This is a genomic window from Streptomyces sp. 135, assembly GCF_020026305.1.
Taxonomy (GTDB): Bacteria; Actinomycetota; Actinomycetes; order Streptomycetales; family Streptomycetaceae; genus Streptomyces.
In genome coordinates this window covers 6,397,293-6,423,419 of record NZ_CP075691.1, presented here as the reverse complement: position 1 = coordinate 6,423,419, position 26,127 = coordinate 6,397,293, and the positions used below count along the sequence as shown (strand labels likewise).

Sequence of the window (26,127 nt, the reverse complement as noted above, 5' to 3'; positions counted from 1 at the left end):
CGCCTACGGGCTGGTGGTCTCGCCCTGCTGCGCTTCGCCGTCGGTGCCCGTGCCGGAGCCGGCGCCTGTGCCGTTCGAGGGCGTGGGGGTCGGCTTCGGCGTCGGCGTCGGGCCCGTCGTGGAACCGTCGTCTCCGGAGTCGGTGCCCTTGTCCTTGTCGGGGTCCGTGCCGGTGCCCTTGTCGGGGTCCTGGTCCTGCTTGGAACCGGAACCGGAGCCATCGCCGCTGCCGTCACCATGGCCCGGGGTCTGCCCGCCGGTCCCGTCCGGATCCGGCGACGCGTTGTCCCCGCCCTGCCGGGAGTCGTCCGTCCCCGAAGTGCCGTTGTCCGAGGGCTGCCCCGACGGTTCACCGGATGGCGTGGTGGGCTTCTTCGGAGAGGTGTTGTTCCCCGAGAAGCCGTTGCTGATCGTCGTCCCCTCGCCGCCGCTGAGGTCCTTCCCGGAGGCCAGCTCGTACGTGGTGATGCCTGCCATGGCGACACCGAACACGACGGCTGCCGCGATCAACGGCCGCTTCCAGTTGCGGATCTGCGCGCGGTGCGTGGTGCCGTCGGTGAAGTCGTCCGAGGGCAGCGGCGGTTCGAGCGGCACTCCCGGAGGCGATGCCGGGGCCCCGACGCGCAGCACGCGCGTGGCGTCGTCACGGGGCGTCAACCGGGTGGCGTCCTCGGGGGACATCACTTGGGTGGCATCCTCACCCGGCACGAGCCGGGTGGCGTCGACCGGGCCGAGCAGCTGCGTCTTCTCGGCGTCGAGACCGGCCGCCACGGAGGGCAGCGCGGTCGTCGGGTCGGCGTCCGCGGCGGGAAGCGCCCTGGTCGCGTCGGCTTCGGGGTCCTGTGGTCTCCCCCATGTCGTGGTCACGGGCCCGGTGGCGGACGCGGCCCCCGGGTAGCCGGGGTAGGCGGACGTCCTGAACGTCTCGGGCACGCGCGTGGCGGTGGTGGCGGGCACCTGATGCGCCTTCGGCTTGGCCTGCACCGCCACGACGCGTATCTGCTCGCCGGTGCGCTTGAAGAAGTGCTGGAAGATCGTGCCGCCGCAGGTCGCTATGCCGCTCACGACGCCGGCGCCGAGGATCGTCCCGTAGACGCCGAGGTTCGAGGCCAGCTTCGCCGCCACGACCGCGGCGATGGCGCTCCCGGCCACCTGAGGCACGCTGAGATCGAGGCGCCGCTTCTCCTCCGGCTCCTCCTGGTCCTTCGACTCCTTGCCGGAATCCGGCTTAACTCGCATCTCCGACCCTTGCCTGCCTTCCTCGCCTTTTCGACTCACTGCACGAGAAGGGGACGTATGACCGAAGGGATTAGTTCCGTTTCGGGTGATTCCGTGAAGTGCGCCACGCGCGCGCGGGAGCGACAAGCGGCGAAAAGTCCGCCAACTCCCTTCCCCCATGAGAAGTTCGGCGGCGCGGCGGTCCACCCGCGTGGCCCGAATGGAGTACTGTTGCGAGCCCTGGGTCCGGTCTCCCGCCAGGGTGCCCGGGGCCTTACCAGGACCGCCGGGTGGGGGGCTAGCCGCACAGGGTGGCGAAAGTCGTCACTTAGCGTTGCAAAATGGTTACCGTGCCATAACGGCGGTCCAGGGCCCCTGCCCGACACGCCGGGCAACTCGGCAAGGTTGTGGCAGGCTGCACCCGGGCAGGCCACACTCGACTAGCGGAAGCAGCGACGCACGTGACGTCGGCAGGCACCACCCGGGAGGTCCCCATGCCCGAACTGCGTGTCGTGGCCGTCAGCAACGACGGCACACGGCTGGTGCTGAAGGCTGCGGACAGCACGGAGTACACGCTTCCGATCGATGAGCGGCTGCGTGCGGCCGTCCGCGGCGACCGGCCCCGACTCGGACAGATCGAGATCGAGGTGGAGAGCCACCTCCGCCCGCGCGACATCCAGGCGCGGATACGTGCCGGTGCCAGTGCGGAAGAAGTGGCCCAGTTCGCCGGGATCCCGGTCGACCGCGTCCGCCGGTTCGAAGGCCCCGTGCTCGCTGAGCGCGCCTTCATGGCGGAGCGCGCCAGAAAGACCCCCGTACGCCGTCCGGGTGAGAACACCGGGCCCCAGCTCGGCGAGGCCGTGCAGGAGCGGCTGCTGCTGCGCGGCGCCGACAAGGAGTCCGTCCAGTGGGACTCCTGGCGCCGTGACGACGGCACCTGGGAGGTCCTGCTCGTCTACCGCGTCGCGACCGAGCCGCACTCCGCGAGCTGGACGTACGACCCGCCCCGGCGGCTCGTCCAGGCCGTGGACGACGAGGCGCGCTCGCTGATCGGCGAGACGGACGACATCGCCGCGCCCGAGCCCAGCTTCCCGTTCGTGCCGCGCATCGCCCGGCTCCCCCGGGACCGTCCGCCGGAGCGGCCACTCGACCGCGCCCTGGACCGGCAGCTCGACCGCCAGAGCATCCCGGCCTCCCCCGCCGAACCGGCGGAGGAGACCGACGGCGTGGTGCCCGCGGTCGCCGAGCAGGAGCGCGACTCGCTGACCAGCCTCCTGGAGGCGGTGCCCAGCTTCCGTGGCGACATGGTGGTGCCCGAGCGGCCCTCGGCCGCGACCACCGCGGAACTGCCGCCGCCCGCCCAGGAAGAGCCCGAGCTGGAGCCGGAGGCCGAGGAGCCGCCCGCGGCGTCGGCCGGCGCCGGCTCGGCCTACGCGGACGTCCTCATGCCGCGCTCGGTGGCCAGCCACCGCGACCGCCTGGTCGGTTCCACCGACCGCCAGGCCGAGGCCGACGGAGTGCGCCCAGGGCGCCGCGCCGCGGTGCCCAGCTGGGACGAGATCGTCTTCGGCACGCGCCGCAAGAAGCAGGAGTAGCCGCGGGTACGCGCGTGGGGCCCCGCACCAGTTGGTGCGGGGCCCCACGCGCGTACCGGACTACTGCGGGTCCGGGCCCGTGGCGACCGGACGCGAACCGTCCGCCGACCACTCCGACCAGGAGCCGACGTACAGCGCGGCCGGAATGCCCGCGACCGCGAGGGCCAGCACCTCATGGGCGCCCGAGACGCCCGAGCCGCAGTAGACGCCGACCTCCGAAGTACCGGAGGCACCCAGTGCCTTGAAGCGGTCCGCCAGCTCGGCGGCGGGCTTGAAGCGGCCGTCCTGTGCGACGTTCTCGGTGGTCGGCGCCGAGACCGCGCCGGGGATGTGCCCGGCCACCTTGTCGATCGGCTCGACCTCGCCGCGGTAGCGCTCGGCCGCGCGGGCGTCCAGGAGCAGGCCGGAGCGGGCCAGGGCCGCCGCGGAGTCCGCGTCGAGGAAGTCCGTGCTGTTGGGGGCCGGCTCGAACGTGCCCTCGGCCGGGGCCGTTCCGGCGCCCGACTCCAGGGGGCCGGTCCACAGGGCGAGGCCGCCGTCAAGGACACGCACGCAGGCGTGCCCCGTCCAGCGCAACATCCACCACAGGCGTGCGGCCGCCCAGTTCTGGCCACCGTCGTACACGACGACAGCGCGGTCCGCCGAGACCCCCGCGGCCCGCATCACGGCCCCGAAGTGGTCCACGTCGGGGAGCGGGTGGCGGCCCCGGGGGCCCGCGGGTCCTGCCAGGTCGGCGTCCAGGTCGACGAAGACAGCCGACGGAATGTGCCCTTCCTCGTAGGCGTCGCGCAGGGAGCCCTGGTGCTGCCAGCGGACATCGAGCAGGACCGGCGGATTCTCGCCCGCCAGGTCGCTCGCGAGTTCGGATGCGGAGATGATGGCGTTCATGGGCCCATCCTTGCGCATGGGGTGGCCGTACGGCCGAGGTCCGGCTACCCTGCTCCGCCGGAAGCCGCCCGGCCACGGGGCGTACGGAACCCAGCACGCCCCGTACAACGGATGGACCCCGCTCGGCCGCCTCGCGGCCATGGGTGAGCCACCGTAAATCGGGCATCCTCCGCGGGAGGCCGGGCCGTGCGGCGCGGCCGGGACGCGTGGCGCGACGGGTGGTGCGAGCATCTACGGGGGCGCGCATGCGCGCGGCGAGGGCACGCGCATTCGGGAAAAGCGGAAGTGAAGCGGCCACCACGAAGGCCGAGGAGAGGGTGACGATGACCGAGGCACAGGCGTCCGCAGGGCGGCGCGACGGCGCGGGAGCCGGTCGAAGCGCACCCGGCACACCCTGCTGGGTGAGCCTGATGGCGCATGGCCTGGCGGCGACCCAGGAGTTCTACGGGGCGCTCTTCGGCTGGGAGTTCCGGCCGGGTCCCGAGCAGCTCGGGCCCTATGTGCGGGCCCTGCTCGACGGCCGCGAGGTGGCCGGCATCGGCCAACTGCCGGCCGACCGGCATCTGCCGATCGCCTGGACACCCTATCTGGCGACGGACGACGCGGACGCGACGGCGGAGGCCGTGCGGTACTGCGGCGGCACGGTCGGCGTGGGTCCGATCACCGCGGGCCAGGCGGGGCGGATGGCCGTCGCCTCGGACCCCACGGGCGCCGTCTTCGGGCTCTGGCAGGCCGCGCGGCACCTGGGCAGCGCGGTGACCCGGGTGCCGGGCGCACCGGCCTGGAACGAGCTGGTGACGCGGGAGACCACGGGCGTCGTCACGTTCTACGAAACCGTGTTCGGCTTCACCGACGAGGCCGTCGTCTCGGCCGATGACGACTATCTGACCCTGCGCATCGAGGGCCGCCCGGTGGCGTCCGTGCACGGCGTGGGCGACGCGCTGCCGCGCGACCGGGGCCCGCACTGGATGACGTACTTCGAAGCAGCGGATGTCGACGAGGCGGTGACCCGGGTCGTCGAGCTCGGCGGGCAGGTCGTCAAGCCGCCGCGGGCCGGCACCCAGGGCCGGGAGGCGACGGTCGCCGATCCGGAGGGGGCGGTCTTCACCCTCGTACGCTCGCACGAGCGCGCCTGAGTCAGGCGTGAGCGGCGGTGTCGACCGGCAGGACGTCGGGCGAGAGAGCGCCCGCGCGTGCGGTCGCCGCCGTCGCCCTGCGGCGGTGGTGGCGGCGGCACAGGACTTCGTAACCCACCTCGTCCGCTGACTGGTTGACGTCGCCGACGACGACCTGGGCGCCCTCGACGACCATCTCGCCGCCTATGGTGCGGGCGTTGTGCGTGGCCCGGGCGCCGCACCAGCACAGGGCCTCGACCTGGAGCACCTCGACGCGGTCGGCGAGCTCGACCAGGCGCTGCGAGCCGGGGAAGAGCTTGGAGCGGAAGTCCGTGGTGATGCCGAAGGCGAAGACGTCCAGGCCGAGGTCGTCGACGACCCGCGCGAGCTGGTCGATCTGCTCCGGGGCCAGGAACTGCGCCTCGTCCGCGATCACGTAGTCGGCGCGGCCGCCCTGGGAGAGGTGGTCGACGAGGTGGGCGTAGAAGTCGAAGTCGTCCGCGGCCTCGATGGCGTCAGTGACGAGGCCGAGCCGCGAGGAGAGCTTGCCCTCGCCCGCCCGGTCGTCCCGCGTGAAGATCATTCCCTGGAGTCCGCGGGCCGAGCGGTTGTGCTCGATCTGCAGAGCCAGCGTGCTCTTTCCGCAGTCCATCGTTCCGGAGAAGAACACCAGCTCGGGCATGGGGAGTTGCGGACCTTTCGGGGGCGTGCGGAGGCGGGGCGCCCCGGAGGGCGTGTCAGGGCGTATGGCTAGGAGCGTACTTCGAGAAGGGGGACGAGTTGTTCCACAGGGGTCATGGAGCCGTGCATGCCGACCAGTGCGGACTCCTTGGGCTCCCGCTCACTGGCGACGATCGCGACGTCGGCGTGCGCGGCGGCGATGACGTCGCCGAGACGCTCGTACACACGTTGATCAATGTGTGGACCGAACCAGCCGGCGGCGATCGCCTCGTCACGGGAGGCCACCCAGAACTGCTCGCCGAGCACCTCGCGCCACACCGTGAGGACGTCGCTCTGGGCGCCCGGGACGGCGTAGACGTGACGGGCGCGGCCCTCGCCGCCGAGGAGGGCGACGCCGGCGCGCAGCTCCCAGTCCTCGTCGAAGTCGATGCGGGAGGCGTCGTCGAAGGGGATGTCGAGCATGCCGTGGTCCGCGGTGATGTACAGGGCGCTGCGTGGCGGGAGCTGCTCGGCCAGCCGCTGGGCAAGCCGGTCGACGTACATGAGCTGGCCGCGCCAGGCGTCGGAGTCGACGCCGAAGCGGTGGCCCTTGCCGTCGACTTCCGCGTAGTACGTGTAGACCAGGGAGCGGTCCCCGGCGGCCAGTTGCTCGGCGGCGAGGTCCATGCGGTCCTCTCCGGAGAGCTTGCCCCGGAACGAGCCGCCGCTGAGGGCGACCTTGGTCAGCGGGGTGTGCTCGAAGGTCGGGGAGGACACCTGAGCGGTGTGCACGCCCGCCTCGTGGGCCTGCTGGAAGACCGTCGGGTACGGCTGCCAGGCGTGCGGGTCGGTCCATGGGTTCCAGCGGAGCTGGTTCATCAGCCCGCCGGTGGCGGGGTCGCGCACGGTGTAGCCGGGCAGGCCGTGCGCACCGGGCGGCAGGCCCGTGCCGACGGAGGCGAGCGAGGTCGCCGTGGTGGCGGGGAAGCCGGCCGTGATGGGCCGCCCGGTACCGCCCCGCGAACTGGGCAGCAACGAGTTGAGGAAGGGTGCCTCCGCCGGATGGGCCTTGAGCTGCTCCCAGCCGAGGCCGTCGATCAGGAAGACGCAGTTGCGGTCGGCGGGGGCCAGTTCGGCGATGGTCCCCGCGGCGTGGCCGGGCACACCCTGGTGGGCGACGAGCGTCGGCAGCAGGTCGGCGAGCGAACCCGAGCCGTACGCGGGCACGGGAGCGGTGTCGAGGGCGAGCGGTTCCACGTCGTCCCAGGCGGGCAGGGACATCAGCGGGCGGTATCCGCGGTCGCCTCGGACAGGGCCTGGGCGAAGGCGAGGGTCTGCCGCACGGCGTCGGGGCCGTCGCCCGCCTCGCTGACGCGCAGGCTCAGGTCGTCGGCGGTCGAGCTGCCGGTGTAGCCGTGGTCCGCCTCGCAGTTGGGGTCTCCGCAGGCCGCGGGCTCCAGGTCGATGCGGGAGACGGCGCCCCAGCCGATGGTCAGGACGACCTCGCGCGGCGGCGTGCCCGGGACGTACTTCTCCGGGTTGGCGACGACGCGGCTGAGGACGACGGAGGAGATCCGGCCGATCTTGACCGACTCCGTGGAGGTCGTCGCGTACGGCGTCGGGGAGGTGCCGTCCGCCGCCTGCTCGTCGGTGTGGCTGACGATGAACCGCGTGCCGGTCAGGACGAGGACGGTGACGTGCCGGCGCACTTCGTTGGCGTCGAACGTCGTCTCCTGGTGGACCAGGTACGACCCGATGGCCTCGCCGCCGATCGCGGCCTCCACCGCCTCGGCCACGAGGGCCGGGTAGTAGCCGCTGCGCTCGATCGCCGCGCGCAGCCCCTGGGTCGTCGTACCGGTCTTTGCCATGCCGTCCATCCTACGGCCCGGTGCGGGGCCGCTGGGCCCCCGTGGCCGCCCCGGCGCCCGCGGAGCGCGGTTCAGTACCCGGGGAGCGTCCGCGGACCGAGGTCGTCGCGGGCGGGCGGGGGCGCGAGCCGTACGGAGGCGCCGAGCACGGAGAGGCCGTGCGGGGCGACGACCACGGGTTCCAGGGTGACGCCGACCACTTCGGGGTGGTCGTCGACGAGCCGGGAGACCCTCTGGAGCAGCCCTTCGAGGGCCGGGGTGTCGACGGGGGCCGAGCCGCGCCAGCCGAAGAGGAGGGGTGCGGTCCTGATGGACCGGACCAGGGAGGCCGCCTCGCGGTCGGTGACCGGGATGAGGCGATGGGCGGTGTCACCGAGCAGCTCGGAGGCGGCGCCCGCGAGCCCGAAGGAGAGCACCGCTCCGGCCGCCGGGTCGATGACGGCGCGCACGACGGTGTCGACGCCGCGCGGCACCATGCCCTGCACGACGGGCCGCAGCTCGGCGGGCTTGCCGAAGGTGTCGATCAACTCTTGATAGGAGCGGCGCAGTTGCTCCTCGTCGGCGAGGTCGAGCCGCACGCCGCCGAGGTCGGCGCGGTGCCGCAGGTGCGGGGCGGTGGTCTTCAGGGCCACGGGGTAGCCGAGCGTGCGCGCGGCGTGCGCGGCGGCGTCCGGGTCCGGGGCGGGCAGGGCCCGTCGTACGCGGATGCCGTACCGCCTGAGCAGTTCGTGGGCGTCGGCCGGGGCGAGGGTGGCACCGCGGGGGTCGCCGTCCTTGCCCAGCAGCTCCGCGATGCGCTCGGCGGTCCCGCTCTCGTCGATGTCGTCGTACTCGTGCACCTTGCCGGGCTCGGCGGCCTCGCGGCGCCACTGCGCGTATTTGACGGCTTCGGAGAGCGCGCGGACGGCGCGCTCGGCGGCGGGGTAGGCGGGGATGCGGTACTGCTCCGCCGGGGGCTCGCCCGTCCCGGGCGATGGCGGCTCGCCTTCGGCGGCGGGCGCGGGCCGTGCGGGGTGGACCGGGTCGGCGCAGCCGCCGGCGCCGGACTCCTTCGGCTGGACGCCCGGCCGGGTGCTGGTCGCGGCGGAGAGGGCCTCGGCGAGGCCACCGAGCTCGACATGGACCACGGCGACGGGTTTCGCCGGGCAGCCTGCCGCCGCGGCCCGCAGCTCCGTGGCGAGCGTCTCGGGGTCGGCTGCGACCCCGTCCTCCCGCACCCAGGGGATCGCGTTGACGATCACCGCGTCGCATCCGTCGTCCGACAGCGTCTCCGCGAGCGCGGCCCGGAAGTCGGCCGGGGTGGCCCCGGTCGTGAGGTCGCGCGGCGGCAGCGGCCGCAGCCCGTCGGCGACACACGCGTCGTAGGTGAGGAGCCCGAGCGACTCGGAGTTGCCGAGGATGCCCACGCGCGGTCCTGACGGCAGCGGCTGGCCCGCGAGCAGCAGGCCCGCGTCGACCATCTCGGTGACGGTGTCCACGCGGATGACGCCGGCCTGACGCAGCAGCGCCGAGACCGTGGCGTGCGGCAGGCGCGTGGCCTGCACGGCGTGGCCGGTGGGCGCGATGCCGCTGTGGCGGGCGCCCTGGACCACGACGAGCGGCTTGACGGTCGCGGCCCGCCGCGCGAGGCGGGTGAACTTGCGCGGGTTGCCGATGGTCTCCAGGTACATCAGGGCGATGTCGGTGTCGGGGTCCTCGTACCAGTACTGGAGGAGGTCGTTGCCCGACACGTCGGCGCGGTTGCCGGAGCCGACGAACGTGGACAGTCCCGCGCCCCGGCGGTGCAGCCCGGAGAGCAGTGCGATGCCGATGGCGCCGGACTGGGTGAACAGACCGATGCGCCCGCGCGCGGGGGGCTCGGGAGCGAGCGAGGCGTTGAGCCGCGTCCCCGGGGAGGTGTTGATGACACCGAAGGCGTTCGGGCCGATGATGCGCATGCCGTAGGACCGGGCCTGGCGGACCAGTTCGCGCTGCCGCTCGCGGCCCTCGGCGCCGCTCTCGCCGTATCCGGCGGAGAGCACCAGGAGACCCTGCACCCCGCGCTCGCCGCACTCGGCGACGACCTGGGAGACCCGGTCGGCGGGCACGGCGACCACGGCGAGGTCCACGGGCTCCTCGATGGCCGTGACCGAGCGGTACGCGGGCACCGCGTCGACTTCGGAGCCTTCGTCGAACGCGCTGTTCACCGCGGAGAGGCGCCCGGTGAAGCCTGCCTCCTTGAGGTTGCGCAGCACGCTGCGGCCCACGCCGCCGGGGGCGCGGCCCACGCCGATCACCGCGACCGAGCCGGGCGTCAGCAGGCGCTGCACGGACCGCCCCTCGGCGCGCTGTTCGCGGGCGCGCTGCACGGCGAGCGAGCGGTCGGTGGGCTCCAGGTCGAACTCCAGGCGTACGACGCCGTCTTCGAAGCTGCGCTTCTGCTGGTACCCCGCGTCCGTGAACACCTTGATCATCTTGGTGTTGGCGGGCAGCACCTCGGCCGCGAAGCGCCGGATGCCGCGCTCCCTGGCGACCGCCGCGATGTGTTCGAGGAGCGTGGAGGCCACGCCGCGGCCCTGGTGGGCGTCCTGCACGAGGAAGGCGACCTCGGCCTCGTCGGCGGGGGCGCTGGCGGCCATGCCGCGCTCGTCGATGCGGTCGTAGCGCACGGTGGCGATGAACTCGCCGCCCACCGTGGCGGCGAGTCCCACGCGGTCCACCTGGTCGTGGTGGGTGAAGCGGCGCACGTCCTTGGCGGACAGCCGCGGGTAGGGCGCGAAGAAGCGGTAGTACTTCGACTCGTCCGAGACCTGTTCGTAGAAGCTGACCAGGCGGTCCGCGTCCTCGGCCGTGATGGGCCTGATCCGGGCGGTGCCTCCGTCGCGCAGCACCACGTCGGCTTCCCAGTGCGAGGGATAGTCGTGCCGATCCTGCTGCTCCGACGGGGTCTGCATGGGGCCAGGGTACGGGTCGCGGGGCCGCCTGGGCCGGGGCAGGCTGGGAGGGATTCACGGGCGGCCGGGGGCGGGGCCTAGGGTCGGGGAGGACCGCACGTCAGGCCGGCGGAGCACCCGCGACGGCATGAGACACTGGTCTAGACAAGTGTGAAACACCTGGAAGGGCAGCAACACATGGCTGAGCGCCGCGTCAACGTCGGCTGGGCCGAGGGCCTCCACGCCCGACCCGCCTCCATCTTCGTCCGCGCGGCCACGGCCGCCGGCGTCCCCGTGACGATCGCCAAGGCCGACGGCAACCCGGTCAACGCCGCCTCGATGCTCGCGGTGCTCGGCCTGGGCGCCCAGGGTGGCGAGGAGATCGTGCTCGCCTCCGACGCCGAGGGTGCGGAAGCCGCCCTGGACCGTCTGGCGAAGCTGGTCGCGGACGGTCTCGAGGAGCTTCCGGAGACGGTCTGACCCACGCAGCACCTTTCAAAGGGCCCACCCTGAACACGGGGTGGGCCCTTTGTCTTATGTCTTATGCCTTACCTGGTGGCAGTTTATGCGGCGACAGTTCACGCATGGAGATAAAGGAACGGCCGGAATTACATTGACCGGCACTTCTCTCGCGCCTCACTTTGTATACGGCACCCGCGTTAATTCCTGAGGCTCACCGTGTTTACGGGATGTTGCACTTCCCTCACCCGGCCTGCCCTCGGCGAGGGGCGCAACCGGTGCGCGGCCGTCGCCCGCTCCGCGTGGCCGGCAGTGAGCATCCTGGCCCGTTCCACGTCCCCGCGGGCCACCGCGTCGACGATCGCCGCGTGCTCGGACCAGGACACCGCGGGCGCGGCCGGGGGCCCTACGACGTACATCCAGGCGAGCTTGTGCCGCAGCTGGGTGAGCAGCGTGATGAGGCCGGGGCTGCCGGAGGCCTGGGCGAGCGTCTCGTGGAACCAGCCGCCCAGCGAGCGCAGATCCTCCCCCTGACCCTTCCGCACGCGCTCCTGGCCCAGCCGCACGAGTCCGCGCAGGACCTTGAGGTGCGCGTCGGTGCGGCGCTGTGCGGCGCGGGCCGCGGCGAGCGGTTCGAGCACCGTGCGCAGCTCCAGGAGGTCGGCTGCCTCCTGCTCCGTGGGCTCGGCGACACAGGCGCCCGCGTGCCTGCGCGTGACGACGAAGCCCTCGGCCTCCAGGGTGCGCAGGGCTTCGCGTACGGGGACGCGGGAGACGCCGTAACGGCGCGCGAGAAGCTCCTCGGTGAGCCGCCCACCCCTTTCGTAGACCCCGGCGACAATGTCGTCCCGGATGGCCGTGCATACCGAGTGTGCGGGAATGCGCATGACCGGACCTCCGCCTTAATCCCCGCGAAACGCGGTCGACCGACGCTCGTTCCGGAACTCTATTGCAGAGCCGCTTAATTTCCGATGGCGGGCCGGATTCCATGGATATCTTTTGGCCAGGCGAGGGCGGGCCGGAAACGGCGAAGGCCCCGGCTCGGGAGAGCCGGGGCCTTCGGTGAGGTACCGGGACGGGTCAGACGTTGACGCCGTGCGAGCGGAGGTACGCCACGGGGTCGATGTCCGAGCCGTAGTCCGGGCCGGTGCGGGCCTCGAAGTGGAGGTGCGGGCCACTGGAGTTGCCGGTGGAGCCCGAGAGGCCTATCTGCTGGCCCGGGGTGACCGTCTGGCCGACGGTGACGCCGAGGGATGACATGTGGCCGTACTGGGTGTACGTGCCGTCGTTCATCTTGATGACCACGTTGTTGCCGTAGGCACCGCCCCAGCCCGCCTCGACGACGGTACCGGCGCCCACCGCGTGGACCGGGGTACCGGACGCTGCGTGGAAGTCGACGCCGGTGTGGCTGCCGGAGGACCACATGGCGCCGCCGGTCTGGTAGCCCGTGGAGACGTACGAGCCGGAGATCGGGGAGACGTAGGTGTTCAGGCGCTTGCGCTCGGCCTCGCGGGCGGCGCGCTCCTTGGCCTCGCGCTCCTTCTTGGCCTTCGCCTTGGCCTCGGCCTCGGCCTTGCGCTTCTCCTCGGCAGCCTTCTTCTTGGCGGCCTCTTCGGCCTTCTTGGCGGCCGCGGCGTCGTCGGCGGCCTGCCGCTGGGCGGCGGCCTGCGCGTCGATGCTGGCGGCGAGCGAGTCGCCCACGGAGATCGCCTGGGTGAGCCCGGTGTGTTCGAAGGCGGCGTCGTCGGCGGCGGCGAGCGCCGGAGCGGCCAGGCCTCCGATGACACCCGTGGTGGTGATCGCGGCGACGCCCGCGACGTTCGCGGTGGTGCGGGTGAGGCGGCTGGGACGACGGTGCTTCCCGGTGGCACGGGTGAACGCCATGAAGCGGCTGATCCTTTCCTTCCTTCTCGCCTACCGGGTTAGCTGACGGGTTCGGAGCAGGAAGGTCTCCTACGAGTCCCTCACCTGACGGCAAGGTGCCCGATTCACCCCAGGGGACATGTGGGTCCCCGGCTCCCCTGGCTCGCGCCGTACGGGGACTCGGCGATGACTGTCCGGTGCCGCGGATGCGACGTACTGCGTGACGAACAGCCGGACCGACGCTAAACGGGCCGTCTTTCAATCGACAAACAGAACGCCTCTTTTGTAGCGCACGCCACACACCGAACAGGCAACCACCCTATGAATTCGGACATATAGGGAGTACGCGACCCCGGCCATCGAAACGGTCGCCGGGGTCCCGATATGTCCTGACAGCTGCTCAGCCGGCGACCACACTCACCTCGCCGATGCCGAGCGCCCTGACGGGCTCCTCGATCTCCGCGGCGTCCCCGACGAGGATCGTCACCAGGTGGTCCTCCGGGAAGGCGCTCACGACGGCCGCGGTGGCCTCCACGGTGCCGGTCGCGGCCAACTGCCGGTAGAGCCGCGCCTGGAAGTCGTCCGGGAGGTTCTGCTCGACCTGGTCGGCGAGCGTGGCGGCCACGGAGGCGGCCATCTCGTACTTGAGCGGGGCCACGCCCACCAGGTTCTGCACCGCCACGTCGCGCTCGGCGTCGGTCAGGCCCTCGGCTGCGAGGGTGCGCAGGACCGTCCAGAGGTCCTCCAGCGCGGGCCCCGTGGAGGCGGTGTCGACGGAGCCGCTGATGGCGAGCATCGCGGCGCCCGTGCCGTCCGGTGCGGAGCGCAGGACCTGGCTGAACGCCCGTACGCCGTAGGTGTAGCCCTTCTCCTCGCGCAGGACGCGGTCCAGACGGGAGGTGAGGGTGCCGCCCAGGCAGTACGTGCCGAGGACCTGGGCCGGCCAGATCCGGTCGTGCCGGTCCGGGCCGATGCGGCCGATCAGGAGCTGCGTCTGGACGGCTCCGGGGCGGTCCACGATGACGACGCGGCCCGTGTCGTCCGCGGTGATCGCGGGCATCGGGCGGGGCTCGGCGGTGCCGCCCTTCCAGGTGCCGACGGTGTCCGCGAGGACGGCGTCCAGGTCGGTGCCCGCGAGGTCGCCGACGACCACCAGGGTGGACGTGGCGGGACGCACGTGCGCCTCGTAGAAGGCGCGCACCGCGGCCGCGTCGATGGCCTTGACCGTCTCCTCGGTGCCCTGGCGGGGCCGCGACATGCGCGAACTCGCCGGGAACAGCTGCCTGGAGAGCTCCTTGGCCGCGCGGCGTGCCGGGTTGGCCGCCTCGTGCGGGATCTCGTCCAGGCGGTTGCGTACGAGGCGTTCGATCTCGCTGTCCGCGAAGGCAGGGGCCCGCAGGGCGTCGGAGAGCAGGCCGAGCGCCTTGGGGAGGCGGGAGACCGGGACTTCGAGGGAGACGCGGACGCCGGGGTGGTCGGCGTGCGCGTCCATGGTGGCGCCGCACCGGTCGAGCTCGGCGGCGAACTCCTCCGCCGAATGCTTGTCGGTGCCTTCGTTGAAGGCCCTCGCCATGATCGTGGCGACGCCGTCGAGACCCTTCGGCTCGGCGTCCAGGGGCGCCTCCAGGTGGACCTCCACGGCGACGACCTGCTGGCCGGGGCGGTTACAGCGCAGCACCGTGAGGCCGTTGGGCAGCGCGCCGCGCTCGGGGGCGGGGAAGGCCCACGGCTTGGCCGTACCGGCCTGGGGCTGGGGGTGGAACTGCATCGTCGCGGCCTCGGTCACTTCGCCGCCTCCTCTTCCTCTGCGGTCTCGGCGGCCTGAGTGTTCTCGGCGTCCTCGGCGTCGGTGGACACCGGTTCGTAGACGAGCACCGCGCGGTTGTCCGGGCGCAGGCGGGCCTTGGCGACCTCCTGGACCTCCTCGGCGGTGACGTCGAGCACGCGCTGCACCGCGGTGAGAGCGAGCTGCGGGTCGCCGAACAGGACCGCGTACCGGCACAGTTCGTCCGCGCGGCCCGCGACCGTGCCGAGACGGTCGAGCCACTCGCGCTCCAGCTGGGCCTGGGCGCGCTCCATCTCCTCCGGGGTGGGGCCCTCCGCGGCGAAGCGGGCGAGCTCCTCGTCGACGGCGGCCTCGATGACCGGGACCTCGACGTCGCCGGACGTCTTCACGTCCAGCCAGCCGAGCGAGGGGGCACCGGCGAGGCGCAGCAGGCCGAATCCGGCGGCGACGGCGGTGCGGTCGCGGCGCACGAGCCGGTTGTAGAGCCGGGAGGAGTCGCCGCTGCCGAGGACGGTGAGGGCGAGGTCGGCCGCGTCGCACGCGCGCGTGCCGTCCTCCGGGAGGCGGTAGGCGGCCATGAGGGCGCGGGCCGGCACATCCTCCTCGATGACCTCGCGCAGCTCCTTGCCGATGCGCTCCGGGAGGGAGCCGTCACGCGGCGGCTGCTTGCCGTCGTGCGAGGGGATCGACCCGAAGTACTTCTCGACCCAGGCGAGCGTCTGCTCGGGGTCGATGTCGCCGACGACCGACAGGACGGCGTTGTTGGGCGCGTAGTACGTGCGGAAGAACTCGCGGGCGTCTTCCAGGGTGGCCGCGTCCAGGTCGGCCATGGAGCCGATCGGCGTGTGGTGGTAGGGGTGCCCCTCCGGATAGGAGAGCGCGGTCAGCTTCTCGAAGGCCGTGCCGTACGGGACGTTGTCGTAGCGCTGGCGGCGTTCGTTCTTGACGACGTCGCGCTGGTTCTCCATGGACTCCTCGTCGAGCGCGGAGAGCAGCGAGCCCATCCGGTCGGCCTCGAGCCACAGGGCCAGCTCCAACTGGTGGGCGGGCATCGTCTCGAAGTAGTTGGTGCGCTCGAAGCTGGTCGTGCCGTTGAGGGAGCCGCCCGCCCCCTGGACCAGTTCGAAGTGGCCGTTGCCGTGCACCTGCTTCGAGCCCTGGAACATCAGGTGCTCGAAGAGGTGGGCCAGGCCGGTCCGCCCCTTGACCTCGTGGCGGGAGCCGACGTCGTACCAGAGGCAGACCGCGGCGACCGGGGTCAGGTGGTCCTCGGAGAGCACCACGCGCAGGCCGTTGGCCAGCCGGTGCTCGGTCGCTGTCAGGCCGCCGGAGCCGGCCTCGGCTGTGGCCGTGTGACCCATGGGCATGTACGTCCCTTCGATCGCTGGATCGTCGTGATCATCGCTGGGTTCAGAACAATTGCTGCCAGTCCTGCCACTGTATGCAAGCGTGCGGACACCTGACGAAGTTCCCGGTCCGCCCTCGGCGTAGTCGCGGTGGTGACGCCGCCGTCGGCGCGGGGCGTGGTCGGCGTTGTCAGTGGGACAGTCCACAATGGTCGGCGTCAGATCCCGCACTTGTTGGTGAAGGAGCCGCAGCAGCGATGGCCCGCCGCAGCACGAAGACCCCGCCGCCCGACGACTCGTTCGAGGAGAAGATCCTCGACATCGACGTCGTCGACGAGATGCAGGGCTCCTTCCTCGAGTACGCGTATTCGGTCATCTACTCCCGGGCCCTGCCGGACGCCCGCGACGGCATGAAGCCGGTCCACCGCAGGATCGTCTATCAGATGAACGAGATGGGCCTGCGCCCCGACCGCGGCTATGTGAAGTGCGCCCGTGTCGTCGGCGAGGTCATGGGTAAATTGCACCCCCACGGCGACGCGTCGATCTACGACGCGCTGGTGCGCATGGCCCAGCCCTTCTCGATGCGCCTCCCGCTGGTGGACGGCCACGGCAACTTCGGCTCGCTCGGCAACGACGACCCGCCGGCCGCCATGCGGTACACCGAGTGCAAGATGGCCGACGCCACCTCCCTGATGACGGAGTCGATCGACGAGAACACCGTCGACTTCGAGCCGAACTACGACGGCCAGGAGATGGAGCCGTCCGCCCTCCCGGCGGCCTACCCGAACCTCCTGGTCAACGGCGCGTCGGGCATCGCGGTCGGCATGGCGACGAACATGCCGCCGCACAACCTCGGCGAGGTCATCGCCGCCGCGCGCCACCTGATCAAGCACCCGGGGGCCGACCTCGAGACGCTGATGAAGTACGTGCCGGGCCCCGACCTGCCCACGGGCGGCAAGATCGTCGGCCTGACCGGCATCAAGGACGCGTACGAATCGGGCCGCGGCTCCTTCAAGATCCGCGCGACGGTCGCCGTGGAGAACGTGACGGCGCGCCGCAAGGGCCTGGTCGTCACCGAACTGCCCTTCTCCGTAGGGCCCGAAAAGGTCATCTCCAAGATCAAGGACCTGGTCGGCGCGAAGAAGCTCCAGGGCATCGCCGACGTCAAGGACCTCACCGACCGCTCGCACGGCCTGCGCCTGGTCATCGAGATCAAGAACGGCTTCGTCCCGGAGGCCGTCCTGGAGCAGCTGTACAAGCTGACGCCGATGGAGGAGTCCTTCGGCATCAACAACGTCGCGCTGGTCGACGGACAGCCCCTCACGCTCGGCCTCAAGGAGCTCCTGGAGGTCTACCTCGACCACCGGTTCGACGTGGTGCGCCGCCGCAGCGAGTTCCGCCGCGGCAAGAAGCGCGACCGCCTGCACCTGGTCGAGGGCCTCCTGGTCGCCCTTCTGGACATCGACGAGGTCATCCGCCTCATCCGCTCCAGTGAGAACTCCGCGCAGGCCAAGGAGCGCCTCATCGAGCGCTTCTCGCTGAGCGACATCCAGACGCAGTACATCCTGGACACCCCGCTGCGCCGTCTCACCAAGTACGACCGCATCGAGCTGGAGTCCGAGCGCGACAAGCTCAACGGCGAGATCGACGAGCTGACCGGCATCCTGGACTCGGACGCCGAGCTGCGCAAGCTGGTCTCCTCCGAACTGGCCGCCGTCGCCAAGAAGTTCGGCACGGACCGGCGCACGGTGCTCCTGGAGTCGGCGGGCTCCCCGGCCGCCACGGTCTCGCTCCAGGTCGCGGACGACCCGTGCCGCGTCCTCCTGTCGTCGACCGGCCTGCTGGCCCGTACGGCCAACGGCGAGCCCTTCGGCGACGGCGAGACCAAGCGTGTCAAGCACGACGCGATCGTCTCGGCGGTGCCGGCCACGGCGCGCGGCGAGGTGGGCGCGGTCACGTCCGAGGGGCGGCTGCTGCGGCTCTCCGTAGTGGACCTCCCGCAGCTCCCGGAGACGATGGGCGCGCCCAACCTCTCCGGAGGGGCGCCCGTCTCCGAGCTGCTTCCGCTGACGAAGGACGAGAAGCTGATCTGCCTGATGACGCTCGACGAGTCGTCGCCGGGTCTGGCACTGGGCACCGCGCAGGGCGTGGTCAAGCGTGTGGTGCCCGACTATCCCTCCAACAAGGAGGAGCTTGAGGTCATCACCCTGAAGGACGGTGACCGGATCGTGGGCGCGGCCGAGCTGCGCACCGGCGAGGAGGACCTCGTCTTCATCACGGACGACGCCCAGCTGCTGCGCTACCAGGCCTCCCAGGTGCGCCCGCAGGGCCGTCCAGCGGGCGGCATGACGGGCATCAAGCTCGCCGACGGCGCGAAGGTCATCTCCTTCACGGCGGTGGACCCGGCGGTGGACGCGGTCGTCTTCACGGTGGCGGGCTCGCGCGGCACGCTCGACGACTCGGTGCAGACGACGGCCAAGCTCACGCCGTTCGACCAGTACCCGCGCAAGGGCCGCGCCACGGGCGGTGTGCGCGTCCAGCGGTTCCTGAAGGGCGAGGACTGCCTGAGCTTCGCCTGGGCGGGCCCGACGCCGCCGCACGCGGCCCAGCGCAATGGCGCACCGGCCGAGCTGCCGGACATCGACCCGCGCCGTGACGGTTCGGGCGTATCGCTGGCGAAGCCGGTGGCGGCGGTGGCCGGCCCGGTGTAGCCGCGGTCAGCGGGCGGGCTCGGCGTCGGGCTCGTCGGCGTCCAGTTCATCGCCGTCCGGCCCGTCGGCGTCGGGCTCATCGGCGTCCGGCTCCTGGACGTAGCGCAGTACGCCCCACATGCCGTGCTCATCGGCCTGTGGGGCGTACTCACGACAGGCCTCGAGCCCCTTCTCCAGGGCGGGTACGTCGATGTCCGACCCGATGAGGACGAGCTGGGTCAGGCGCGGCTCGCCCGGAGCCCACGGCTCGGGGTAGAAGCGCAGAAAACGCCCGACGGCGTGCACCGCGTACCGGTTCGCCGGGTCGGAGGGGCCGAAATCGACGTACCCCTTGATGCGGTAGAGGCCCTCCGGCCTGCTGTCCAGGAGGGCCATCAAGGGGCGGGGCTTCATGGGCGCCTCGGAGACGAAGGAGAGGCTTTCGTAGGCGGAGTGCAGGTGGTCGTGGTGGCGGCAGCCGTCGGACGGTTCCGCCTGGTCGCGAGGACCGTCATCGCCGCGGAGATCACCCTCGTCCCGCAGATCGTCCTCGTCCCGCAGATCGTCGAAGGAGAGCTGCCCGACCCGCTCCCCCACCGGCGCGCGGTCGAAGAACAGCTCCACGTCCACGCGGCCGAAGGAGGCCGCGACGACAGCCGCGCGGCCGGCGAGCCCGCGGACGACGCCGAGGACGCGCTCGTGCTCCTCGCGCGGCACCCGGTCGGCCTTGTTGACCACGACGAGATCGGCGACGCCGAGATGCCGGTCCACCTCGGGATGCCGCTCCCTCGTGGCATCGAACTCGGCGGCGTCCACCACCTCGACGAGCCCCCCGTACACGATGTGGGGGTTCTCGCTGGCGAGCAGCATCTTCACGAGCTCCTGCGGCTCCGCGAGGCCGCTCGCCTCGATGACGATCACATCGATCCCGGCGGAGGGCCGGGCGAGCCGCTCCAGGTACTCGTCGAGCTCGCTCGCGTCCACGGCACAGCACAGGCAGCCGTTGCCGAGGGAGACGGTCGAGTCGCCGAGCTGCCCCGCGACCGACATCGCGTCGATCTCGATCGAGCCGAAGTCGTTGACGATCGCCCCGATCCGGCTGCCACCGCTGCGGTGCAGCAGATGGTTGAGCAGGGTGGTCTTACCGGAACCGAGGAATCCGGCGAGGACGATGACCGGGATCTGCTGCTTGTTCAACCGTGGGCCCCTCGTACCGACGTTCGTACGGGTCGCGGCGAGCCCGTACACAGGGTGCGGGCCGCTGCGGTTCCCCCGCGAAAAGTGAAGACCGTCCCAGGATATGTGCGCCCGGACGTGCCGCGAAGTGAACGATTGTTAGCGGCGCTCGCGGGGCACACATTGGGCACGGCGCCGGGATGTGCGACCACCCCTTCCTTCCGTGCGCCTCCTCTCCGCCTCCCCGCCGATCAGAGCCGCTCGGCACCCTGGGAGACGGCAAGCGCACCGCCCACCGCTCGCCGGTCCGCTCCCTGTCGCCCCGCACCCGACGACCGGCGGACGGTCGCCTGATTCGGGGGTTGACATGGCCACACAGATTTCATGGACATGGGGGGTGGGCTCGGCAGCGGTTGCCGGGCTCGCGTTCGCGACCGGGACGTTTGCATGGCACTGGACACGGCAGCGCAGGCAGGCGGCATGCACGGCGGAACGCGAACGCCTCACGTCCGAGCGCGACCTCGCGGCAACCGAAGCACAGCGCCGGAACAACGCGCTCACCGAACAGCATCGCCTGCACTTCGACTTGCTGTGCAAAGCCATGGGGGACGCCACACTGGCCGCCGTCCTGGACACCTACGAGGGAGATGTACCCCCCGAAAGACAGCGGCAATTCCTCTTCGCGAACGCGCTGTACATCAACGCCCTGCATGCGCACCGCATCGGTGCCATGACGCTCGGAGAACTACACGGACACCTTCGGGTGATGTGCCAGAATCCGCTCTTCCGGCACTACTGGGATGCCACGCGCCACCACCGGGCAAGCCTGGACCGGTCCTCCGACGAGGCCAAGCTGGGCCGGATGATGGACCGTCTGGACAGGGAATTGCAGGAGGCGGACACCGACGAGTGGTGGGTGGTGGGTGAACCTCCCGCTGAGTAGGTCCAGTTGGATGACGACGCACCCATCCCGGCGACATCAAGGGCTAACCTGGCTCCGCCCTTACTCCCCTATCGCCCAAGGACCGGGATCCCCTTGAAGATCGTGCGCCGCATCGGCGCGTCTCCCCGTGAGCGGGGCAGCGCAACCGGCCAGACCTGTCCCGACATCTTCGAACTCAGCGACGGCAACTTCGCCGTCATCGGGACAGACAGGACCGAGGCGCTCGACGGCAAACTGCCGGCCGATGCTGCACGTGCCGCCTATGAGCGCATCGTCGTCATCAGCCGGGACACCCTCATCCGAGCCAAGGTCGACATCCCCGAGACCTGAGCCGCCCGAGTTCGCCGTCGTGCCGCACCCGGTAATCCGACGGCGCATCGCCATCGCACAACGTGAGTGACCCCTCACCGCCCGACATATTCGCCGTCATTTCCTGCCTGCCCGCAAGGAGCCGCAGAATGGCCGTACGTCTTGGGCGCAAGAGCGCCCTGGAACTCTCCACATACCGCCGGATAGGCGTCGCCCCGCCCCAGCGGGGCAGCTTCTCGGGCGAGACGTGTCCCGACATCTTCGAACTCGATGACGGGGACTTCGCCGTCATCGGCACCGACGCGACCGACGAGCTCACGAGCTCCTTGCCGCCCGGCTGCGTCCGCGGGGCCCACCAGCGCATCGTCGTCATCACCCGCCAGACGTTCACCATGGCCAGGCGCGACATTCCCGACGCGTGACGAGCCGCAGCCCTCTCGGGCCCGGTCCCCACAAGGGCCGGGCCCGTTACCCGTGCCCGGCCGCGGGAGGAATTCCGCAGACCCGGGGAGGAATTGATGGCACGTCTACCGACGGGGCGTTCCGTCGCTACTGGAACCCGACGCGGGCCCACAAGGCCGCACTTCCCCCGGAGAGCGCGGAGGGGCGGGTGTTCCGGGCCTTCGAGCAGGCCCTGGCGAACCACCAACGGGCCACCCGTCGCCCGGTCCGTCACCGCCGGCCCACCCGACCACCGGCCGCCGATCGCCGACCGCCGGGCCGGAAAGGGTGCCTACGGCGCCGACGACACCGGCGGTACCGGGACCGGCGGTGCCTCCCCCACGTACCGCGCCGCCGGGCGAATGATCTTCGAGTCCCGTGCCTGCTCCAGGACGTTGGCGCTCCAGCCCACCACGCGCGCGGCAGCGAACGTCGGCGTGAACATCTCGCGCGGCAGCCCGCACAGCTCCATGACGACCCCGGCGTAGAACTCCACGTTCGTGTGCAGCTCACGCCCCGGCTTCAGCTCCGCCAGGATCGCCTCGACCTGCCGCTCGACCTCGACGGCGAACTCCACCATGGGCCCGCCGAATTGGCGCGCGATGCCCCGCAGCATGCGCGAGCGCGGATCCTCGGTGCGATAGACCGGGTGCCCGAAGCCCATGATGCGCTCCCCCGCGAGGACACGCTCACGGATCCACCCGTCGATGCGGTCAGGGGTCCCGATCGCATCGAGGGTGTCGAGGGCGCGGCTCGGTGCCCCACCGTGCAGCGGCCCCGACAGCGCGCCCACGGCGCCCACCAGACACGCGGCGACATCCGCCCCGGTGGACGTGATGACCCGGGCCGTGAACGTTGACGCGTTGAAGCCATGGTCAATGGTTGAGATCAAGTACTGCTCGACCGCGCGGGCGCGGGCGGCGTCCGGCTCGGAACCGGTGAGCATGTAGAGGTAGTTGGCGGCGTACGAGAGGTCGTCCCGCGGTTCCACCGGTTCAAGGCCCTGGCCGAGCCGGTACAGCGCGGTGAGGAGCGTCGGCACGACGGCGGACGCGGCCAGCGCGTCGGCGCGCCGCTGGTCCTCGTCGATGTCGTACACCGGACGGAAGCCCTTCGCCGCCCCGAAGAGCGACAGGGCGGTGCGCAGCCCGGAGAGCGGTCCCGACAGCACACTGGCGCGGGCGATGGCGGGCAGCGCGGCGTGCACCTCTTCGGGGAGGTGGCGCAGCGCCGCGGTGCGCGCGGCGAAGGCGGAGCGCTGCGCGGCGTCCGGTAGCTCGCCGTGGAACATCAGGTGCCATACGTCCTCGAAGCTGCGGCTCTGCGCGAGCTCGACGGCCGAGTACTGGCGGTAGTGGTAGAAGCCCTCGTATCCCCTCACGTCTCCGAGTCGGGTCTCGGTGACCACGACACCCGCGAGTCCTCGTGGGACCTCGACAGGCTCGTTGGGGGCGGCGGTGGAGCCATTGATCGGCATGTTCTTCCTCGACTTCCTCCCTGAACTTGATTTGACTGTCCATGCTTGACTAGTTAGCTGTCCATATTGATTTCCTCAATTAAAATCAATGTACAGATGCAGGTGTCGAGATGCGGATACGGTGTCGCCCATGACGGATCAGGGAACCGCGCACGACGGTCGACGGCGGCTGAGCACCAAGGAAGCCGCCGAGTTGCTCGGTGTGAAGCCCGAGACCGTGTACGCGTACGTGAGCCGAGGTCAGCTCAGCAGCCGCCGTGGAGCGGGGGCACGCGGCAGCACGTTCGATCCCAGGGAGGTCGAGGCCCTGGCCCGCAGGAACAGACGGGAACCAGCCGCCTCGACCAGCGCCGACGAACTCTCCGTACGCACCCGCATCACGCTCATCGACGACGACCGCTACTACTTCCGTGGCGTCGACGCCACGGAGCTCGCGCTGGCGCACTCCTACGAAGAGGTCGCCGAGTGGCTGTGGACCGGCGTCCTGTGCCCCGGCATCGGCTTCACCGCCCCGAGGGAGACCGTCTCCGCGGCCCGCCGGGCCGTCAGCACCCTGCCCGAGCACAGCGGGCCGACGGACCGGCTGCGCGTAGCGGCCATCGCCGCCGGGGCCGCCGACCCGCTCCGCTTCGACCTCTCCGAAGAGGCGGTCATCGGCACCGCGCGCACCCTGATCCCCACGCTCGTCGCGGCCCTCCCTCCGGTGCTCCCCGGGCACCGGGACGAGGGTTTCTTGGCCCGGCGGTTGTGGGCCCGCCTGAGCGGTCTCGACCCCGACGAGGCATCGCTGCACGCCCTGGACACGGCGCTCGCGCTGCTCGTCGACCACGACCTCGCCGCGTCGACGCTCGCCGTACGCGTCGCCGCCTCGGCACGCGCCCACCCCTACGCGGCGGTGTCGGCGGGCCTCGGCGTACTGGAGGGCCCGCTGCACGGCGCCGCCAGCGGCCTCGCCCACCGCATGCTGCTCGACGTGCTCGACCGGGGCAGCGCGACCCCTGTGGTGGCCGACGAACTCCGCGCGGGCCGCCGCGTCCCCGGCCTCGGCCACCGCCTCTACCGCGGCGAGGATCCGCGGGCACAGGCGCTGTTCGGCCTCTTGGAGATGATGCCGAAGGCGGGCCCCGCCGTCGCCGCGGCCCGCGACGTGGTCGCCACCGCCGCGCGCCACACGGACCTGCACGCCAACGTCGACCTCGCCCTGGCCGTCCTGACCGCCTCCTCCGGGATGCCGGCGGAGGCGGGCGAGACGATCTTCGCGGTGGCCCGCACGGCGGGCTGGATGGCGCATGCCCTGGAGGAGTACGACGAGCGGCCGCTGCGCATGCGCCCCAGCGGGCAGTACGTCGGACTGCGCCCACCGCAGCCGCCGCCCGCCCCGGCTTCGCCCTCCGGGCAGGCCCCGTTCTGACCAGCACCCCGCAGATACTGGAGAGGCTGGGGTTCTGCCGCCGACGCAATGCTCGATGTGCCGACGCAATATCTGATGTACGGAGACCCCGAGGGTGTCGTACCGTTGAGAAGTTGCTGTGCCGTAGACGTCGGCACCGGCGGCAGACTCCTTGTTACTTCTGTGGCGATCTAGAGGTGTTTTCATCCCCCAGGCCCGGTAGCGGTCCGCAGTTCCCCCACGTGCCGAGTGTTCGCACGTGTGCGGGGGCGGACTCGCGTTGGCCTGAGTTGCGTCGCCCACCCCTGTATGTCGTTTCCGGGTGCAGCTCTGCCGTCTGCCCCGGGTTTCGCGGTTTCCGGCCCGGCGCGGCTGACTGCTGAGCTCCCCGATTCCTTTGGATCAGGAGTCCCACCAGTGTCTTCCCCCGCGCTCGGCAACGAGCCGCAGCACACCACCGAGCCCCCGGCTCACACTCCGGCGGATCGCCCGCCGAGGGGGCCCTGGCTGCCCGGATCGCCCTCGTGGTGCTCCTGGTCGCCGAGCTCATGGACATCCTCGACCAGTCGGTCGTCCTGACCGCCCTGCCCGCGATCCAGGGGTCGACCGGAGCCGGTCCAGCCGCGGTGCAGTGGCTGACCGCCGGTTACTCGCTGATGGTCGCCGTCGGGCTGATCACCGGCGGACGTCTCGGCGACCTCCACGGCCGGCGCAGGATCCTCCTTGTCGGCACCATCGTGTTCACCGTGGCCTCGCTGCTGTGCGGCCTGGCCACCGGCCCCGGTGTGCTGATCGCCGCCCGTGTGCTCCAGGGTGCTGGAGTGGCCCTGATGATCCCGCAGGTCCTGGCCACCCTCCACGTCACCTTCGACGGCGAGAACCGCAGCAAGGCCTTCGGCCTCTACGGAGCCGTCCTCTCGCTCGCCAACGTCCTGGGACCGGTCCTGGGCGGCCTGCTCACCGAGGCCGACCTGCTCGGACTGTCCTGGCGGCCGATCTTCCTGATCAACGTGCCCGTCGGCCTCGCCGTGATCATCCTGGGACGCAGGTTCATCCCCGAATCGACCGCACACAGGACCGCAGACAGGACCGCGCACAAGGCCGCGCAGACGACCAGGCACAAGACCGCGCACAAGACCGACCGGCTCGACCTCAGCGGCATGGCGCTGTCCGCACTGGCCATCGTCCTGATCCTCTTCCCGCTCACCGAGGGCCACACCCACCACTGGCCGCTGTGGTGCTTCGCCATGCTCGCCGCGGGTCTCCTCGTCCTCGGCGTCTTCCTGCGCCACCAGCAGCACAAGCAGGACCGTGCCCCGCTCGTGACCCTGTCCCTCTTCCGGGACAGGCAGTTCTCCGGCGGCCTGTCCGCACAGCTGATGCTCGGCCTGCTGTGCGGCCTGTTCTTCATGACGTGGACGCTCTACCTCCAGCGCGGCCTGGGCATGAGCCCCTTCCACGCGGCCCTGGCGTTCGTGCTGCTAGCCCTCGGGGAACTGGCCGGTGCGACGACCGCGGCGAAGAGTGCCGGGCGCTTCGGGCGCCGGTTGCCCCAGGCCGGAGCCCTGATCGCGCTCTCCTCGATGGCCGCCTACGGACTGGAGATCAGCAGCCGACAGACTGACCTGACCCTCCTCACGATGACCGCCCCGGTGGTACTGATCGGCTTCGGCCTCGGCATGGTCGGCGGCCCGCTCGCCGACATGGCGCTCGCCGAGGTCCGGCACGAGAACGCCGGTTCCGCCTCGGGTCTGTTCAACACTGCCATGCACCTGGGCATCGCCCTCGGCACCGCGCTGACCGCCCTCGCGTTCTTCACCGCCACCAACGGCTCACCCGACGGCGCACTCAACCGCGACGCGTTCACCAGCGTGCTGTGGTGGGTCGGCGGCGCCCTCGCCCTGATGTGGGCCCTGATGTTCTGCCTGCCCAAGCAAGCCAACGGTCAGGGGCAGGAGTGAACAGCCCTCCCTCGCGCGCAGGTTAGGCTC

21 protein-coding genes and 1 riboswitch are annotated in these 26,127 nt (G+C 71.4%); of the genes, 9 read left to right on the top strand and 12 right to left on the bottom strand.

The window, feature by feature from the left end:
* Positions 1 to 3: 3 nt before the first annotated feature.
* Positions 4 to 1,239 (bottom strand): hypothetical protein, encoded by a 1,236-nt coding sequence (locus KKZ08_RS28930; RefSeq protein ID WP_223777217.1) that lies wholly within the window; start codon positions 1,237 to 1,239, stop codon positions 4 to 6.
* 473 nt (positions 1,240 to 1,712) lie between these two features.
* Here KKZ08_RS28930 and sepH point away from each other — a divergent pair, with 473 nt between their 5' ends.
* Positions 1,713 to 2,813, top strand: a complete 1,101-nt coding sequence (gene sepH, locus KKZ08_RS28925) for a septation protein SepH (protein WP_223777216.1) — start codon at positions 1,713 to 1,715, stop codon at positions 2,811 to 2,813.
* A gap of 60 nt (positions 2,814 to 2,873) precedes the next feature.
* On the opposite strand, the gene KKZ08_RS28920 is transcribed toward sepH, so the two are convergent.
* On the bottom strand, positions 2,874 to 3,701 hold the full coding sequence (locus KKZ08_RS28920) for a sulfurtransferase (protein ID WP_223777215.1): 828 nt from the start codon (positions 3,699 to 3,701) through the stop codon (positions 2,874 to 2,876).
* A 323-nt stretch (positions 3,702 to 4,024) separates the two neighbouring features.
* Here KKZ08_RS28920 and KKZ08_RS28915 point away from each other — a divergent pair, with 323 nt between their 5' ends.
* Positions 4,025 to 4,837: a VOC family protein gene (locus KKZ08_RS28915; RefSeq protein ID WP_223777214.1), complete on the top strand. Its 813-nt coding sequence runs from the start codon at positions 4,025 to 4,027 to the stop codon at positions 4,835 to 4,837.
* A 1-nt stretch (position 4,838) separates the two neighbouring features.
* Here the strand turns inward: KKZ08_RS28915 and KKZ08_RS28910 are convergent, their stop codons facing one another.
* The 4 genes from KKZ08_RS28910 to KKZ08_RS28895 all read right to left on the bottom strand — a co-directional run bounded on the left by KKZ08_RS28910 (position 4,839) and on the right by KKZ08_RS28895 (position 10,277).
* On the bottom strand, positions 4,839 to 5,498 hold the full coding sequence (locus KKZ08_RS28910) for a thymidine kinase (RefSeq protein ID WP_223777213.1): 660 nt from the start codon (positions 5,496 to 5,498) through the stop codon (positions 4,839 to 4,841).
* Positions 5,499 to 5,566: 68 nt separating this feature from the next.
* The gene (locus KKZ08_RS28905) at positions 5,567 to 6,757 is read right to left on the bottom strand and encodes a nucleotide pyrophosphatase/phosphodiesterase family protein (RefSeq protein WP_223777212.1); all 1,191 of its coding nucleotides are present in this window, start codon (positions 6,755 to 6,757) and stop codon (positions 5,567 to 5,569) included.
* Positions 6,757 to 7,344, bottom strand: coding sequence for a DUF5998 family protein (locus KKZ08_RS28900; RefSeq protein WP_223777211.1), 588 nt, complete (start codon positions 7,342 to 7,344; stop codon positions 6,757 to 6,759). Before KKZ08_RS28900 ends, KKZ08_RS28905 begins: the two co-directional genes overlap by 1 nt.
* Before the next feature lie 71 nt (positions 7,345 to 7,415).
* The gene (locus KKZ08_RS28895) at positions 7,416 to 10,277 is read right to left on the bottom strand and encodes a bifunctional GNAT family N-acetyltransferase/acetate--CoA ligase family protein (RefSeq protein WP_223777210.1); all 2,862 of its coding nucleotides are present in this window, start codon (positions 10,275 to 10,277) and stop codon (positions 7,416 to 7,418) included.
* Positions 10,278 to 10,454: 177 nt separating this feature from the next.
* On the opposite strand from KKZ08_RS28895, the gene KKZ08_RS28890 reads away from it, so the two are divergent.
* Positions 10,455 to 10,736 (top strand): HPr family phosphocarrier protein, encoded by a 282-nt coding sequence (locus KKZ08_RS28890; RefSeq protein WP_223777209.1) that lies wholly within the window; start codon positions 10,455 to 10,457, stop codon positions 10,734 to 10,736.
* Between the two features lie 179 nt (positions 10,737 to 10,915).
* Here the strand turns inward: KKZ08_RS28890 and KKZ08_RS28885 are convergent, their stop codons facing one another.
* From KKZ08_RS28885 to KKZ08_RS28870, 4 genes are all read right to left on the bottom strand, one after another.
* Positions 10,916 to 11,602 carry a GntR family transcriptional regulator gene (locus KKZ08_RS28885; protein ID WP_223777208.1) on the bottom strand — a complete coding sequence of 229 codons (687 nt, stop codon included), beginning with the start codon at positions 11,600 to 11,602 and terminating at the stop codon, positions 10,916 to 10,918.
* Positions 11,603 to 11,795: 193 nt separating this feature from the next.
* Positions 11,796 to 12,599, bottom strand: a complete 804-nt coding sequence (locus tag KKZ08_RS28880) for a M23 family metallopeptidase (RefSeq protein WP_223777207.1) — start codon at positions 12,597 to 12,599, stop codon at positions 11,796 to 11,798.
* 12 nt (positions 12,600 to 12,611) lie between these two features.
* A riboswitch (cyclic di-AMP (ydaO/yuaA leader) is annotated at positions 12,612 to 12,774 on the bottom strand.
* Between the two features lie 204 nt (positions 12,775 to 12,978).
* Complete coding sequence (locus KKZ08_RS28875) at positions 12,979 to 14,364, bottom strand: pitrilysin family protein (RefSeq protein ID WP_223777206.1); 1,386 nt, start codon at positions 14,362 to 14,364, stop codon at positions 12,979 to 12,981.
* Complete coding sequence (locus tag KKZ08_RS28870; RefSeq protein WP_223777205.1) at positions 14,361 to 15,731, bottom strand: pitrilysin family protein; 1,371 nt, start codon at positions 15,729 to 15,731, stop codon at positions 14,361 to 14,363. The genes KKZ08_RS28875 and KKZ08_RS28870 overlap by 4 nt, the downstream gene beginning before the upstream one ends.
* Positions 15,732 to 15,967: 236 nt before the next feature.
* Here KKZ08_RS28870 and KKZ08_RS28865 point away from each other — a divergent pair, with 236 nt between their 5' ends.
* The gene (locus KKZ08_RS28865; protein ID WP_223777204.1) at positions 15,968 to 18,421 is read left to right on the top strand and encodes a DNA topoisomerase IV subunit A; all 2,454 of its coding nucleotides are present in this window, start codon (positions 15,968 to 15,970) and stop codon (positions 18,419 to 18,421) included.
* Between the two features lie 6 nt (positions 18,422 to 18,427).
* On the opposite strand, the gene KKZ08_RS28860 is transcribed toward KKZ08_RS28865, so the two are convergent.
* A complete protein-coding gene (locus tag KKZ08_RS28860) occupies positions 18,428 to 19,597 on the bottom strand; it encodes a GTP-binding protein (RefSeq protein WP_223777203.1) in 1,170 nt (389 codons plus the stop codon).
* Positions 19,598 to 19,943: 346 nt separating this feature from the next.
* On the opposite strand from KKZ08_RS28860, the gene KKZ08_RS28855 reads away from it, so the two are divergent.
* The 3 genes from KKZ08_RS28855 to KKZ08_RS28845 all read left to right on the top strand — a co-directional run bounded on the left by KKZ08_RS28855 (position 19,944) and on the right by KKZ08_RS28845 (position 21,250).
* Positions 19,944 to 20,519, top strand: a complete 576-nt coding sequence (locus KKZ08_RS28855) for a DUF6082 family protein (protein WP_223777202.1) — start codon at positions 19,944 to 19,946, stop codon at positions 20,517 to 20,519.
* A gap of 93 nt (positions 20,520 to 20,612) precedes the next feature.
* The gene (locus tag KKZ08_RS28850) at positions 20,613 to 20,849 is read left to right on the top strand and encodes a hypothetical protein (RefSeq protein WP_223777201.1); all 237 of its coding nucleotides are present in this window, start codon (positions 20,613 to 20,615) and stop codon (positions 20,847 to 20,849) included.
* Between the two features lie 128 nt (positions 20,850 to 20,977).
* A complete protein-coding gene (locus KKZ08_RS28845; protein WP_223777200.1) occupies positions 20,978 to 21,250 on the top strand; it encodes a hypothetical protein in 273 nt (90 codons plus the stop codon).
* Positions 21,251 to 21,561: 311 nt separating this feature from the next.
* On the opposite strand, the gene KKZ08_RS28840 is transcribed toward KKZ08_RS28845, so the two are convergent.
* Positions 21,562 to 22,746, bottom strand: a complete 1,185-nt coding sequence (locus KKZ08_RS28840) for a citrate synthase/methylcitrate synthase (protein WP_223777199.1) — start codon at positions 22,744 to 22,746, stop codon at positions 21,562 to 21,564.
* Positions 22,747 to 22,876: 130 nt separating this feature from the next.
* Between KKZ08_RS28840 and KKZ08_RS28835 the strand changes: the two genes are divergently transcribed.
* A complete protein-coding gene (locus tag KKZ08_RS28835) occupies positions 22,877 to 24,157 on the top strand; it encodes a citrate synthase (protein WP_223777198.1) in 1,281 nt (426 codons plus the stop codon).
* A 503-nt stretch (positions 24,158 to 24,660) separates the two neighbouring features.
* On the top strand, positions 24,661 to 26,097 hold the full coding sequence (locus tag KKZ08_RS28830; protein ID WP_223777197.1) for an MFS transporter: 1,437 nt from the start codon (positions 24,661 to 24,663) through the stop codon (positions 26,095 to 26,097).
* Positions 26,098 to 26,127: the final 30 nt, after the last annotated feature.